Below are 13,460 nucleotides of genomic sequence, written 5' to 3'. Positions count from 1 at the left end.
TGATCGACCGGAGGGTGACCTGCCGATGCAGGATCCGCCCACCGATCCACATGGCTTCCCTCGTTTCGCTGCGGAACCACCTGAATCTCCTGGAAAATCCCATGAGATCATGCGTCAGACGCCAAATCCGGATATAACGGGACATCCGGACACACACTCGGGAGGGCCGGCAGCAATGGCAACGGAGAATTCCGGACCTCACCTGCCATCCTCCTGGCCGGAGGCGCCACGCCACGAGGCCGCCCGGAACGACGTCCCCTCCGAGGTTCCCACCTCCTGGCCCAGCGCGACCGCCGCCGAGGTCCCCACCTCCTGGCCGGAGACCCCGCGCCCGGCCCACCCCGAGCCGTCCTGGCCGGAGCCGCCGCGCAAGGACCCATCCTGGCCCGAACCGCCCGGCACCTCCCGCCCCGGCCCCGGTCCCGGTCCCGGTCCCCAGGCTCCCGCCGGACCGCCGCCCGGCGCCTCCTGGCCCGAGCCGCCCCGGCAGGAGCCGGGCCGGCCCGTGCCCGCGTCCTGGCCGGACAACACCTCCTCGCCGGACGTCCGCACGCCCTGGCCCGAGAACGCCTCCTCACCCGACGTCCGCACGTCGTGGTCCGAGAACGCCTCCTCACCCGACGTGCGGAACCCGTGGCCGGAGAACGCGTCGTCGCCCGACGTCCGGACCTCGTGGCCGGAGAACGCCTCCTCGCCCGACGTGCGCGCCGCCTGGCAGGACGGGCCGCCCCCGCAGAGCACGGCGGGGCCCGCCGCCTGGCCCGAGGTGTCGTCGAAGGGCGCCCCGCCCCCTTCCGCCGCGCCCCCTTCCGGGCAGGCGCCGGGCGCACCGGGACCCGGGCAGCCCGCCGACCCCGTTCCCGCGTGGGCGCAGCCGCCCGTGCCGTCCCCTGACGCGTGGTCCAACCTGTCCAGCCCCGCCCCGTGGCCGCCGGCCGACCGTCCGGCGCCCGCCGAGCAGGCGGCCGAGCGCACCACGGTCTACAACAACGCCGGCAACCCGCCGCCCGCCGCACACCCGGCGGACGAGCGTACGGTCACCTACGCCCAGCACACCCAGAACCTCCTGAACGAACACGCGGTCCCCGCCACGCCCATGGATTCAGCTCCCCGCACCGATGCCCCCCAGGGCGCGCCTCAGGGCACGCCCCCTGGCTTGCCCCCGGGCCAGCCGCCCGCCGACGACCAGCCCGGCCGCCCGGGCTCCAACCTGAGCCGCGACCCGTCCGACCCGGAGAACAGGTTCGTCACGGCCGGCCAGATCAGCGGCTCCCGCACCCCGCCGCCCGAGCGCCAGCAGGAGCTCTGGAACACCGTCTTCGGCGACAACTACCAGGCCATGGGCGACCAGGACGTCCTGGAGGACGACGAATCGGGCAAGCCCATCTGGATCTACGCGCTCGGCGGCTCGGTGGCGGTCGCGCTGGTGGCCGCGCTGCTGTGGGCGTTCCTGTGGGGCCCGCTGGCGGGCGACGACGCGCCGTCCAGCGCGAGCCTCGCCGCCCAGCAGTCCGAGTCGGCCGCGCCCAAGGCGAGCGCCACCAAGTCCTCGACCACGATCGGGCCGCTGCCGAAGTACACCGGCAAGGCCTCGCCGATCATCGGCCGGGTGCCCGACGCCGACGCCGGGATCTCGGTCCCGCGCCTGGGCGGCACCTGGCAGCTCGACGAGCGCGCCACGGTGAAGGGCACGTACGGCTTCAACACCCGCCAGTACGTGCAGGTGGCCCCCGAGCGGTACGCGACCGTCATGTCGGGCCCGCTGGCGCAGCGGTTGTCCTCCTACTACGAGGCGGACAACCTGGAGCCGGTGATCAAGCAGGTCGTGCTGAGCGCGCGGCGCAGCTTCTTCCCCGACGGCAACAAGGTCCGCAAGATCGCCCAGCAGCCGATCAAGGTGGGCGACCAGACGGGGCGGCTGATCGCGTACTCGCTGACGTCGGAGACCGAGAAGGCCACGATCGTGACGATGGCCGTGAACACCGGAGCCGAGGTCCCGGCCATCGTCTACATCTCGATCCCGTCGGAGAGCAAGCAGCTCCTGCCCGACATCCGCACGGTGATGAACCAGATCCGCCTGACCACCCAGTAGCGGGGCGCGCCTAGAAGGTGCACTCCATGTGCTTGATCCCGTTGATGAAGCTGGAGTGCAGCCGGTCGGGACTGCCGGCCTCGATCCCCGGGACGCGCCGCAGCAGCTCGCGGAACATCACCGTGATCTCCCGCCGGGCCAGGTGAGCCCCGAGGCAGAAGTGCGGGCCCGGGCCGCCGTAACCGACGTGCGGGTTGGGGTGGCGGGTGATGTCGAAGCGCAGCGGGTCGGGGAACACGCTCTCGTCCCTGTTGGCCGCCCAGTAGAACAGCACGACCTTCTGCCCCTTGCGGTAGAGGTGGCCGTTCATCTCGAAGTCCCTGGTGGCCTTGCGGCGCATGAAGTTCACCGGGGAGGCGAGCCGGACGATCTCCTCGACGGCCCCGGGAGCGCGGCCGTCGACGTCCTCCAGCCAGAGGGCGCGCTGGTCCGGGTTCTTGGTGAGCAGGCGCATGCCGTACGAGATGGCGTTGCGCGTGGTCTCGTTGCCCGCCACGACGAGCAGGATGAAGAACGAGCCGAGCTCCTGCATGGTCAGCCGCTCGCCGTCGATGTTCGCGTTGACCAGCGAGGAGGTGAGGTCGTTGGTGGGGTTGTCGGCGCGGTGGGCGGCCAGGTCCTGGACGAGCTGCTGCAGCTCCATGCCGGCGTTGAGGAGGCGCTCGGCGAGCTGGGTGAGGTCGTCGCCGGCGTACTCGGGGTCGAAGCCGCCCAGGATGATGTTGGAGCGGTCGAAGACGAATTGGTAGTCGCGCTCCGGGATGCCCATCATGTCGCAGATGATCTTCAGGGGCAGCCGCGCGGCCACCTCGGTCACGAAGTCGCAGCCGGGCCCCTTGGCGAGCAGGTCGTCCACGATGCCGACGGCCGCAGACTCCACGTCCGACTCGAACTGCTTGATCATCTTGGGCGTGAAGGCGCGGGAGACGATCCTGCGCAGGCGGGCGTGCCGCGGGTCGTCCATGTTGATCATCGAGCCGAAGTACTCGGCGAACTCCGCGGGCATGTCCGGGATGTTCGTCGCACCGCCGTCGCCCGAGCAGAACACCTCGGGGTTGCGGCTGGCCTCGAGGATGTCGGCGTGCTTGACCAGTGCGTAGTAGCCCGGCCCCTTGGGCATGTACGTCATCTCCATCTCCTCGAAGAAGGCCGGGGTATGGAGTGAGCGCAGCCGCTCGAACGCCTCCTCTCGCTCGCTCATGGGCTTGGCCCAGAAGTCACGATCCGACAGGTCGAAGTCCAGGACGCTCATGAGGCCATCATTGGAAAAGCGGCCACTTACGTCAATGGGTTGGACGTACACCGTACGTACGTGGCGGGAAAACCTGTGGCTCCCGACGCGCCGCGGGTCCTAGGGTGAGCTCCGTGTTCTTCTTCCGACGTTAGCGATCCGCCGGCGGGTCGCGGACGACCCACCGCCGGCGATGCGGGACGGCCGATCGACCGCCGTCCCGGGTCGCGACGTGGGAGAAAGACAGTTGCATACCTTTGCCGTGGCCAGGGCCGTGCGTGGCATCGAGCCCCTGGTGGCCATGGAGATCCGGCGTTCGCACACGGGCGTGGTGCGCGGGGTGCGCCACCGTGAGGTGTGGTTCGAGGCCCGGCCGGAGGCCGACCTGCTCGGCCTGCGTACGGCCGACGACGTGCTGCTCGCCGCCGCCGTCGTGGACGGGATCGGCCCGGCACGCTCCGCGCTGCTCCGGCTGGCGCGGGCGGCCCGCGAGGTGGACCCCCGGCTGATGGGCGCCCCCGGCAGCGGGGTGGAGGTGTCGGCGTCGTTCGTGGGGCGGCGCAACTACACCAGGTTCGAGATCGAGGACGCGGTGGGGGCCGAGCTGGCTCGGCCGCTGCGGGTGCCGTACCACTCCAGGCGGGACGGCCGGCGGCCGCCGGCCGGCGCGAGGTCGTGGCGGGTCACGATCGAGGACGATCAGGCCGTCATCGCGGTACGGGTGGCGGCGCGGCCGTTGCACCGGCGGGCGTACAAGACGGCCTCGGTCCGGGGCACGCTGCATCCGCCCGTGGCCGCCGCCATGGCGCAGCTCGCCCGGCTCGGCGGCACCGGGACGGTGGTCGATCCCTGCTGCGGCGCGGGCACCACCCTGATCGAGGCTCGCGCACTGGCGGGCGGGGGCGCGGACCCGGCGGGGATGCGCTTCCTCGGCTTCGACCACGACCCCGCCGCCGTAAAGGCCGCCACCCTCAACGCCGGCCCCGCCACACCCGGCCTGCCCGCCGCCCTCGACTCACCCGAGTCGCCCCGCCTGCCCGCCGCACCCGGGCTGCCCGCGGCGACCGGCCTGCCGGGCGCATCCGGCACCCAGGCCGCGGGTGGTGCGGGCGCAGGGGCTGCTCGGGTGCCGGTCGCGTGGGCGATGGCCGACGGCGGGCGGATCCCGGTGGGTGACGGGTGCGCGGACCGGGTGCTGGTGAACCCGCCGTGGGGACGCCAGGTGCCGCCCGCCGGCCTGCTCTCCCGCGGCCTGGCCCCGCTGTGGCGGGAGGTGCGGCGGGTGCTGGCTCCGGACGGGCTGGCCGTGGCGCTGGTGCACGACGGGATCCCCCGCGGGTTCGCGGTGGAGGAGGTGGTCGAGGTGAGCCTGTCGGGACAGCACCCGCTGATCGCCGTGCTGAGGCCCCGCTGATGCTGAGCAGGCCCGGCTGATCAGGAGGCCGGGCCGAGCCAGTCCAGGATGAGCCGGTTGACCTCGGCGGGCCGTTCCAGGTGGAGGAAGTGCCCGGCACCCGCCACCTGCTCGGCCCGCGACCCCTCGGGCAGGTGGTCCAGCGCCCCCTTGACCAGGTCGGCGCCCAGGCACCCGTCCTGCGAACCGTGCAGGTAGAGCACGGGCCCCGTGACGCCGCGCTCGACGGCGGGGTAGCGGCCGGAGGGCGGCGTGGTGCCGAGCATGGCGCGGTAGTAGCCGATGGCCGCGCTCAGGTTCGCGGGATCGCCGAGGCTGCGGCGGACGAACTCCAGGTCCTCGCTCGCGTCGTACCCGGGCGACCAGTCGCGCCACAGGTTGTCGATGAAGCCGGGCCTGGCGGCGGCCGTCTCGGCCAGCGCGGTCTGGAACAGGAAGATGTAGAACGAGCGCTTGAGCTGCTCGTAGTCGAGGAAGAGACCCGCCAGCGAGCCGGGCGGCGGCACGGCGAGCGTGACGGCCCGGCGGAAGCGCCCGGCGGTGGCGTAGGCGGGGAAGGCGCCCCAGTCGTGCCCGATGACGACGGCGTCGTCCCCGCCGCCGAGCTCCTCGTGCAGCGCGCGCACGTCGGCGACCAGCGCGGCGTCCTCGTAGGCGCCGTCGGCGGGGACCTCGGTGGGCGCGTAGCCGCGCAGGAAGGGTGCGACCGCGCGGTAGCCGCGCTCGGCCAGCGCGGGCATCAGGTGCCGCCAGGTGTGCGCGGTGTCGGGGAAGCCGTGCAGGCACAGCGCCAGCGGCCCCTCCCCCAACGATAGATACGCGAACTCCACCCCATTGGCGTGGATAGTCCTGATCTCCATGACTGCGAAACCTAGCACGCCGGATCTTCCACCACCGGACATCTCAGAACGCCCACCTCAGATGCTTGACGCCGTTGATGAAGTTGGACAGCAGGAAGTCGGGCTCCCCCACCGCCCTGACCTCCGGCAGCCGGGTGAACAGCTCGCGGAAGATCACGGTCATCTCCCTGCGTGCCAGGTGGGCGCCCAGGCAGTAGTGCGGGCCCGGACCGCCGAAGCCGACGTGCGGGTTGGGGTCGCGGGTGATGTCGAACGTGTCGGGGTCGCGGAAGACCGACTCGTCGCGGTTGGCCGAGTTGTAGAAGAGCAGCACCTTGTCGCCCTTCCGGTACGCGGTGCCGTTCAGCTCGTGGTCCCGCGTCACCGTGCGGCGGAACTGGATCACCGGCGTGGCGTAGCGCACGATCTCGTCGCAGGCCCCGACCACGCGCCCGTCGAAGTCCGCCAGCAGCAGCTCGCGCTGCTGGGGGTGGTCGGTGAAGAGCTTGAGCCCGTACGCGATGGCGTTGCGCGTGGTCTCGCTGCCCGCCACCACCAGCAGGATGAAGAACGAGCCGAGCTGCTGCGAGGTGAGCCGCTCCTCCCCGTTGACCAGCAGGCTGACCAGGTCGCCCGTCGGCCGCCTGCGCCGCTCGTCGCCGAGGCGGGCGGCCAGCCGGTTGAGCGAGTAGCCGGCGTGCAGCAGCCTGACCAGGCCGCGGGCGACGTTGACGCGGCTGAAGCCGGGCGAGATGCCGGTGTACTCCGGGTCGGCGTTGCCGAGGATGATGTTCGTCCGCCGCAGCACCATGTCATGAAATTTCGCGGGGATGCCCATCATGTCGCAGATGACTCGTACGGGAAGCCTGGCCGCCACCTGCGTGACGAAGTCGCCGGGCCCCTCCTCGATCGCCCGGTCCACGATCTCGGCGGCGGCCCGCGCCAGGTCCTCCTCCATCTTCGACAGGATGCGCGGCGTGAACGCCCGCGACACGATGCGCCTCAGCCGCGCGTGCCGCGGATCGTCCATGTTGATCATCGAGCCGAAGTAGACGCTCAGCCAGCGCGGCATGTCGGGGATGCTGTTGGAGCACGGCTCGCTGCTGAACACGGCCGCGTTCCTGCTGGCCTCGGTCACGTCGGCGTGGCGCACCAGGGCGTAGTAGCCGGGGCCGCCGCCGATGAACGGCACGGCCTGCTCCGGCACGAACACCGGACGCTCCAGCTCGCGCAGCTTGCGGAAGGCCGCCATGCGCTCGGCCTGCGACCGGGCCCAGAACGGGATCTGCGACAGGTCGAGGTCCGCCGGCAGAGTCATACCGTCGAGACTACGCAAGTGACCACTTACGTCAAGCCTTGCTCGCCCTGATCAGGTCGGCCCCCTTCTCCCCGATCATGATGGCGGGGGCGTGGGTGTGGCCGCGGTTCAGCGTCGGCATGATCGACGCGTCGGCCACCCTGAGCCCTTCGACGCCGCGCACGCGCAGCTCCGGGTCCACGACCGAGCCCTCGTCGGTGCCCATGCGGCAGCTCCCGACGGGGTGGTAGAGGGTCTCGCCGCGCTCGCGTACCCACTGGGCCAGCTCCTCGTCGCTCTCCGGCCCCCAGTACGGCGCCATCGGCCCGCCCGCGTACGGCTTCATCGCGGTCGTGGCGAACACGTGCTTGGCCGCCTTCAGCCCCTCGACCAGGCGCTTGACGTCGGCCTCGGCCGTCAGATAGCCGGGGTCGATCACCACGTCCCTGCCGCTCAGCCCGATCCTGCCGCGGCTCTCCGGCTGCAGCAGCACGACCCCGACGGTGAGCCCGTGGCCGGTCGGCGGCGCGAGCCCGTGGTCCACGAACGGCACCGGCGCGAAGATCAGCTCGATGTCGGGCGCGGGCTCCTCCGGCGAGGTCCTGATGAACGCCACGGCCTCCCCGACGTTCGTGGTGAGCATGCCGGAGCGCAGCACGATGTAGCGCAGCAGGTTGCCGATCGACTCGGCCTTGGTCAGCGTCACCGGCTGCTTGCACTCGACGAACACGCCGCTCGACAGGTGGTCCTGGAGGTTCTTGCCGACCTCGGGCAGCTCGTGCACGATCGGCACCCCGGCGTCGCGCAGCTCGTCGGGCGCACCCACGCCGGAGCGCAGCAGCAGGTACGGCGAGCCGATCGCGCCCGCCGCCAGGATGACCTCCAGCCTGGCCTTGATCGGGGCGCCGCCGCTGTGCTCGATGCCCGTCGCGCGCCTGCCGTCGAACGTCACCCTGTCGACCGTGGTGTTCGTGATCACGTGCAGGTTGGGCCGGGAGAGCGCCGGGCGCAGGTAGGCGTCGGCGGAGCTCCACCTCCTGCCCCTGTTCTGGGTGACGGGGGTGGCGCAGTAGCCCTCGTTGCTACGGCCGTTCAGCTCGGACAGCCGGGTGTAACCGAGCTCCTCGCACGCCTTGAGGAAGACGCCGGTGGTGACGTTGGGGCTGCGCAGCTCGGAGACGTAGAGCGGGCCGTCGGTGCCGTAGACGCCGCCCTGGTTGCTGCCGACGCGGCGCTCGGCCTTGGTGAAGTAGGGCAGCACGTCGTCGTAGGCCCAGCCGGGGATGCCCCACTGGTCATAGTCCTGCTGGCAGCCGCGTACCCACATCTGGGCATTGAGCGAGGAGGAGCCGCCCAGCACCCGGCCGCGGGGCCAGTAGAGCTCGCGGCCGGACATCTCGCTCTGCTTGGCCGTCTGGAAGGCCCAGTCGTACTCGGTCTTGAACAGCTTGGCGAAGCCGGCGGGCATGCGGATCTCGAGCTTGTCGTCCTTCCCGCCCGCCTCGACCAGCGCCACGGAAACGCCGGGGTCCTCCGACAACCTGCCGGCCAGCACGCAGCCGGCCGAACCCGCCCCGACGATCACATAGTCGAACTCCATGACACCCCTCCAAGGGGTAAGTAACTTTCCACTTGCTTACTTCACGCGGGGCGGGCGCGTCCATATGCACTTGTGACCTGAGTTACCTACCAGTCGGTATGCCCGTCCTGCGAAGATGGCGCGAAGCCGTTCTAGAGGGAGGAAGGCGTCATGCTCAACCTGTCGATCGTCCTGGAGGACAGCGCCAGGAACACCCCGGATGGCACCGCGATCGTCTTCGGCGACATGCGGCTGCCGTTCTCCATGATCGACACCGTAGCCAATCAGGTTGCGAACCTGCTGGTGACACGCGGCATCGGCAAGGGTGACAAGGTCGCGCTGGCCTGCCCGAACCTGCCGTATTTCCCGTTCGTCTACTACGGCATCCTGAAGGCCGGCGCCACGGTGGTGCCGCTGAACGTTCTCCTCCAGCCGCGTGAGATCGCCTACCACCTCGACGACAGCGACGCCAAGGCGCTGTTCTGCTTCGAGGGCACGCCGGAGCTGCCGCTGGGCGAGCGCGGCAAGGCCGGCTTCGAGGCCGCCGAGGGCTGCGAGCACTTCTTCGTGCTGCCCGCCACGCCGCTGGCCACCGAGTCGGAGTACGGCGAGTCGTTCTGGGCGGCGCTCGGCGGGATGGCGGCCGAGTTCGAGACCGTGCAGACCGCGGCCGACGACACCGCGGTGATCCTCTACACCTCGGGCACCACCGGCCAGCCCAAGGGCGCCGAGCTCAGCCACCAGAACATGCTGATGAACGCCATCATCAGCGACCGCATGTTCCCCCGCACCGAGGGCGGCGACACCTACCTCGCCGTGCTGCCGCTGTTCCACTCCTTCGGCCAGACGACCGTCATGAACACCGGCTTCCTGCGCGGCTCCACGGTCGTGCTGATGCCGCGCTTCGAGCCGGGCGAGGCGCTGGCGCTCATGGCGAAGGAGGGGGTCACGTACTTCGCGGGCGTGCCCACCATGTACTGGGCGATGCTCACGAAGATCCACAGCGAGGGCGCCGAGGTGCCGCGCTCGCTGAAGGTGGCCGTCGCCGGCGGCGCGTCCTCGCCGGTGGAGGTGCTCAAGGACTTCGAGCGCACGTTCGGCGTCGGCATCCTGGAGGGCTACGGCCTGTCGGAGACCTCTCCGGTGGCCTCCTTCAACCAGATCGGCAAGCCCGCCAAGCCCGGCACGATCGGCACCCCCATCTGGGGCGTGGAGATGAAGCTGGTCGACGGCGACTGGAAGACGATCGAGGGCGAGGGCCCCGGCGAGATCGCCATCCGCGGGCACAACGTCATGAAGGGCTACTACGGCCGGCCCGAGGCCACGGCCGAGGTGATGAAGGACGGCTGGTTCCGCACCGGCGACATCGCCACGCGTGACGCCGACGGCTACTACGCCATCATCGACCGGGCCAAGGACATGGTCATCCGGGGCGGGTTCAACGTCTACCCGCGCGAGGTCGAAGAGGTCCTCATGACCCACGACGCCGTCTCGCTGGCCGCCGTCGTCGGCGTCCCGCACGACTCGCACGGCGAGGAGGTCAAGGCGTACGTCATCCGCACCCCCGGGGCCACGATCACCGAGGACGAGCTGATCGCCTGGGCCAAGGAGAACCTGGCGGCCTACAAGTACCCGAGGATCGTCGAGTTCCGCGACGCCCTGCCGATGACGGCCACGGGCAAGATCCTCAAGCGCGAGCTCCGGTAACCTGAGCTGTTCGAGGCGCGGGCCCTCGTCCGCGCCTCTCGCGTCTCAGGATGGAGGCTCCGGTGCTCGCCCTCTTCGACCTGGACAACACGCTGATCGACCGGCTGGGCGCGTACCGGCGGTGGGCGGCCGAGTTCGCCGCGGAGCGGGCGCTGGGCGCCGGGGCCGTGCCCTGGCTGGTGGCCGCCGACGCCGACGGGTCGGTGCCGATGGAGCTGCTCTTCACCCGCATCCGGGACCGGTTCGGCCTGCCCGAGTCCGCCGGGGAGCTGTGGCACGCCTACCGGGCCCGGCTGCCGCACCTGATCCGGTGCCGGCCGGAGGTGCTGGACGGGCTGGAACGGCTGCGCGCGGCCGGCTGGACGGTCGGCATCGTGACGAACGGGATGACCGACAACCAGACCGGCAAGATCCAGCACAGCGGGCTGGCCACCCGGGTGAACGGGTGGGCGATCTCGGAGGCGGAGGGCGTGCGCAAGCCGGACGCCCGGCTGTTCGAGATCGGCGCCGCGCGGTGCGGCACGTCGCTGGGCGACGGCGGCTGGATGGTCGGCGACGACGCCGTGAACGACATCACGGGCGGGCGGGGCGCGGGCCTGCGCACGATCTGGATCGACCGCACCCGGGAGCTCGAACGGCACGGCCTCGCCCCCGCCCCCGCTCCCGGCCCCGGCTGCGATCGGGTCGTGACCGACGTCATGACCGCCATCGCCTTCCTGGCCGGGCTGCGCGGCCCGGGCGCGGGCCGGTAACTTGCCGCGTATGCGTGATCGACCGGACGACTTCGACGAAGAGCTGCTGCGCCCCGCGCTGAACGACTGGGGCATCGAGGCGGCCACGCTGGACTACGCGCCGGTCGGGTTCGGCGACTTCCACTGGATCGCGACCGGCGCGGGCGGGCGGCGCTGGTTCGTGACGGTCGCGGACGTGCGGCGGCAGAGCTACGACGGGCTCAGGCTGGCCATGGAGACGGCCGCGGCGCTGCGCGAGGAGGCGGGCCTGGCCTTCGTCGTGGCCCCGCTGCGCGCCGCCGACGGCAGCACGCTGCGCCGCCTCGACCGGCACCGGTACGCCATGAGCGTGTTCCCGTACGAGCGGGGCACGGGCGGCGACTTCGGCGACGAGCTGCCGCCCGCCGAACGCGGCCGCGTCATCGACCTGCTGGCCGAGCTGCACGCCACCCCGCCGCCGCTGTCCACCCCCGACCGGCCGGTGGCGCTGACCGGCAGGGCGGGGCTGGAGCAGGCGCTCGGCGACCCGGTCCTGCCCTGGCTCGGCGGCCCCTACTCGGAGCCCGCCCAGGACCTGATCGCCCGCCACGCCGGGATGTTGCGGCGCAGGCTGGCGGAGTTCGACCGCCTGGCGGCCAGGCCGGGCGAGCCGGTGCTCACGCACGGGGAGCCGCACCCGGGCAACCTCCTGCGGGCCGGCGAGCGCCGGCTGCTGATCGACTGGGACACGGTCGGGATGGCCGCCCGGGAGCGGGACCTGTGGCTGGTGGCCAGGGACGAGGACGACCTGGCCCGCTACACGAAGGCGACGGGGCGGGCGGTGGACCGCGAGCTGCTGGGGCTGTACCGGCTGCGCTGGGCGCTGAACGACGTGGCGGAGTTCGTGGAGTGGTTCCGCTCGCCGCACGGGCGCACGGCGGACGCCGAGCAGTCGTGGGAGGCGCTCACCGGCACGCTGGAGCAACTGGCGCGGTAGCCCGCCGAAAGTTTCATCGCTTTCCCCCTCTCCTTCCGGCCTCGGCGCAGCTCACAAGCGTCCCATCACATCCGCTCGCACCAGGCATATTGCCACGCCGAAATTTTCTGTGGACACTCGCAATATTTCGGCTGCCCTGCGAGAGGAACTCAATGAAGCTGAAAGCTCGCATAGCAAGCGCCATCCTCGCCGCCGCGGCCCTCGTGGCGGCCGCCCTGATCACCGCGCCCCCGGCCGCCTCGGCCCAGCTCACCGAGGTGACCGGCTTCGGCACGAACCCCACGAACCTGCGCATGCACCTGTACGTCCCCGACGGCGCCGGCACCAGGCCCGCCCTGCTCGTGGCCGTGCACTACTGCACCGGCTCCGGCCCGGCGTTCCACTCGGGCACCGAGTTCGCCTCGCTGGCCGACCGGCACAAGTTCATCGTCGTCTATCCGTCGGCGACCAGGAGCGGGTCCTGCTTCGACGTCTCCTCGCCGCAGTCGCTCACCCACAACGGCGGCAGCGACCCCGTGGGCATCGTCTCCATGGTCAGGTACGTCCAGCAGCGCTACAACGCCGACCCGGAGCGCACGTACGTGACCGGCGCCTCCTCCGGCGGCATGATGACCAACGTGCTGATCGGCGCGTACCCGGACGTGTTCAAGGCGGGGGCGTCGTTCATGGGCGTGCCGTTCGGCTGCTTCGCCACCACCGACGGCTCCAGCTGGAACAGCACCTGCGCCAACGGCCAGCTCATCAAGACCGCCCAGCAGTGGGGCGACCAGGTACGGGCGGCCTACCCCGGCTACGCCGGGCCGCGCCCGCGCATGCAGATCTGGCACGGCACCGAGGACAGCACGCTGCGTTACCCGAACTTCCAGGAGCAGATCAAGCAGTGGACCAACGTCCACGGCCTGAGCCAGACGCCCAGCCTCACCGACCAGCCCCGCTCCGGCTGGACCAGGACCCGCTACGGCGGCACGGGCACGAAGGCGCCGGTGGAGGCGATCAGCCTTCAGGGCGTGGGCCACAACCTGCCGCAGAGCGGGATGGCGGCCATGGCGATCGACTTCTTCGGCCTCTCCGAGGGCGGCACCGACCCGGACCCCACCATCACGCCCACGGTCACGCCCCCGCCGGGGAACTGCAAGGTCACGTACACGATGAACACGTGGAACACCGGCTTCACGGCCGCGGTCACGATCGCGAACACGAGCACGGCCCAGCTCTCCTCCTGGAGCCTGGCCTTCGCCCTGCCCGCCGGCCAGAGCGTCACCTCCGCCTGGAACGCCGCGATCTCCCCCAGCAGCGGCCAGGTGACGGCCAGGAACGTCGCCTACAACGCCACCATCGCCCCGGGAGCGTCGGTCTCGTTCGGCTTCCAGGCCACGCACGGCGGCAACACCGGCAAACCACCCGCCTTCACCCTGAACGGCACGGCCTGCACCACCTGAGATCGTCCCCGGCCGGTCGGACCTGCGGTAATTGCGGGGCCGCGAGCCGATCGGCCGGGGCACGCCCGCCCTGGAAAGTGCTTCACCTTTACCGCTTCCGCGCTTGCCCCGGCGCCGACTGTAGCCATACGGTCACTTTAAGCAGTCAGGACAGG

At 71.3% G+C, this 13,460-nt stretch carries 10 protein-coding genes; 6 read left to right on the top strand and 4 right to left on the bottom strand.

Features of this window, described 5'->3' with window-relative positions:
* Positions 1–175 precede the first annotated feature (175 nt).
* A complete protein-coding gene (locus HD593_RS12515) occupies positions 176–2,092 on the top strand; it encodes a hypothetical protein (protein WP_185102332.1) in 1,917 nt (638 codons plus the stop codon).
* Positions 2,093–2,102: 10 nt separating this feature from the next.
* Here the strand turns inward: HD593_RS12515 and HD593_RS12510 are convergent, their stop codons facing one another.
* Positions 2,103–3,344, bottom strand: a complete 1,242-nt coding sequence (locus HD593_RS12510) for a cytochrome P450 (protein ID WP_185102331.1) — start codon at positions 3,342–3,344, stop codon at positions 2,103–2,105.
* Between the two features lie 226 nt (positions 3,345–3,570).
* On the opposite strand from HD593_RS12510, the gene HD593_RS12505 reads away from it, so the two are divergent.
* On the top strand, positions 3,571–4,737 hold the full coding sequence (locus tag HD593_RS12505) for a TRM11 family SAM-dependent methyltransferase (protein ID WP_185102330.1): 1,167 nt from the start codon (positions 3,571–3,573) through the stop codon (positions 4,735–4,737).
* A 20-nt stretch (positions 4,738–4,757) separates the two neighbouring features.
* On the opposite strand, the gene HD593_RS12500 is transcribed toward HD593_RS12505, so the two are convergent.
* The 3 genes from HD593_RS12500 to HD593_RS12490 are packed head-to-tail and all read right to left on the bottom strand — an operon-like array spanning position 4,758 to position 8,473.
* The gene (locus HD593_RS12500) at positions 4,758–5,597 is read right to left on the bottom strand and encodes an alpha/beta fold hydrolase (RefSeq protein WP_185102329.1); all 840 of its coding nucleotides are present in this window, start codon (positions 5,595–5,597) and stop codon (positions 4,758–4,760) included.
* A gap of 43 nt (positions 5,598–5,640) precedes the next feature.
* Entirely contained in the window at positions 5,641–6,894 is a 1,254-nt protein-coding gene (locus HD593_RS12495) for a cytochrome P450 (protein WP_185102328.1), read from the bottom strand.
* 31 nt (positions 6,895–6,925) lie between these two features.
* Positions 6,926–8,473 carry a GMC family oxidoreductase gene (locus tag HD593_RS12490; RefSeq protein ID WP_185102327.1) on the bottom strand — a complete coding sequence of 516 codons (1,548 nt, stop codon included), beginning with the start codon at positions 8,471–8,473 and terminating at the stop codon, positions 6,926–6,928.
* 150 nt (positions 8,474–8,623) lie between these two features.
* Between HD593_RS12490 and HD593_RS12485 the strand changes: the two genes are divergently transcribed.
* From HD593_RS12485 to HD593_RS12470, 4 genes are all read left to right on the top strand, one after another.
* Positions 8,624–10,159, top strand: coding sequence for a long-chain-fatty-acid--CoA ligase (locus HD593_RS12485; protein ID WP_185102326.1), 1,536 nt, complete (start codon positions 8,624–8,626; stop codon positions 10,157–10,159).
* 62 nt (positions 10,160–10,221) lie between these two features.
* Positions 10,222–10,911: an HAD family hydrolase gene (locus HD593_RS12480; RefSeq protein ID WP_312903444.1), complete on the top strand. Its 690-nt coding sequence runs from the start codon at positions 10,222–10,224 to the stop codon at positions 10,909–10,911.
* A gap of 10 nt (positions 10,912–10,921) precedes the next feature.
* Complete coding sequence (locus HD593_RS12475) at positions 10,922–11,866, top strand: phosphotransferase (RefSeq protein ID WP_185102324.1); 945 nt, start codon at positions 10,922–10,924, stop codon at positions 11,864–11,866.
* A 152-nt stretch (positions 11,867–12,018) separates the two neighbouring features.
* Positions 12,019–13,305, top strand: a complete 1,287-nt coding sequence (locus HD593_RS12470; RefSeq protein WP_185102323.1) for an extracellular catalytic domain type 1 short-chain-length polyhydroxyalkanoate depolymerase — start codon at positions 12,019–12,021, stop codon at positions 13,303–13,305.
* Positions 13,306–13,460 lie beyond the last annotated feature (155 nt).

The organism is Nonomuraea rubra (assembly GCF_014207985.1).
Classification (GTDB): Bacteria; Actinomycetota; Actinomycetes; order Streptosporangiales; family Streptosporangiaceae; genus Nonomuraea; species Nonomuraea rubra.
This window is presented reverse-complemented; position numbering and strand designations above follow the sequence as displayed.

What these genes read in the sequence shown, in the direction of transcription:
- HD593_RS12515 (WP_185102332.1), top strand. Translation starts at nt 176, where the DNA reads ATGGCAACGGAGAATTCCGGACCTCACCTGCCATCCTCCTGGCCGGAG.
- HD593_RS12510 (WP_185102331.1), bottom strand. Translation starts at nt 3,344, where the DNA reads ATGAGCGTCCTGGACTTCGACCTGTCGGATCGTGACTTCTGGGCCAAG.
- HD593_RS12500 (WP_185102329.1), bottom strand. Translation starts at nt 5,597, where the DNA reads ATGGAGATCAGGACTATCCACGCCAATGGGGTGGAGTTCGCGTATCTA.
- HD593_RS12495 (WP_185102328.1), bottom strand. Translation starts at nt 6,894, where the DNA reads ATGACTCTGCCGGCGGACCTCGACCTGTCGCAGATCCCGTTCTGGGCC.
- HD593_RS12490 (WP_185102327.1), bottom strand. Translation starts at nt 8,473, where the DNA reads ATGGAGTTCGACTATGTGATCGTCGGGGCGGGTTCGGCCGGCTGCGTG.
- HD593_RS12485 (WP_185102326.1), top strand. Translation starts at nt 8,624, where the DNA reads ATGCTCAACCTGTCGATCGTCCTGGAGGACAGCGCCAGGAACACCCCG.
- HD593_RS12475 (WP_185102324.1), top strand. Translation starts at nt 10,922, where the DNA reads ATGCGTGATCGACCGGACGACTTCGACGAAGAGCTGCTGCGCCCCGCG.
- HD593_RS12470 (WP_185102323.1), top strand. Translation starts at nt 12,019, where the DNA reads ATGAAGCTGAAAGCTCGCATAGCAAGCGCCATCCTCGCCGCCGCGGCC.